General features: G+C 56.7%; 1 pseudogene. It reads right to left on the bottom strand.

Features of this window, described 5'->3' with window-relative positions:
* Positions 1 to 349, bottom strand: a pseudogene (locus Q4563_RS17520) (threonine synthase); the annotation flags it as partial.

The raw sequence follows: 349 nt of genomic DNA on the forward strand, positions 1-349 counted from the left end.
TGCGTTCACCGCGCAAGAAGGACTGGTCGCCAAAGCTGGCCTTGACCATATCCTGCGCCTGGTCGAAATTGCCTTCGATGGCGATGTTGAAGATATTGTCGCCGGTAACGGTAGTCATCTGGCGGCGTTGCACTTCAGAGACCTTGCCATGGGGATGCAGGATAAAGATGTCCACATTACGACAAGCCTTGGTGCCTTCGATGGCCGCCGAGCCGGTATCACCCGAGGTGGCTCCCATGATCACGACCTTTTCCTGACGCCGTTCCAGTACGTAATCCAGCAAGCGTCCCAGCAGTTGCAGGGCAAAATCCTTGAACGCCAGCGTCGGGCCGTGAAACAGTTCCAGCAC

It is taken from the genome of Gilvimarinus sp. 1_MG-2023 (assembly GCF_030548285.1).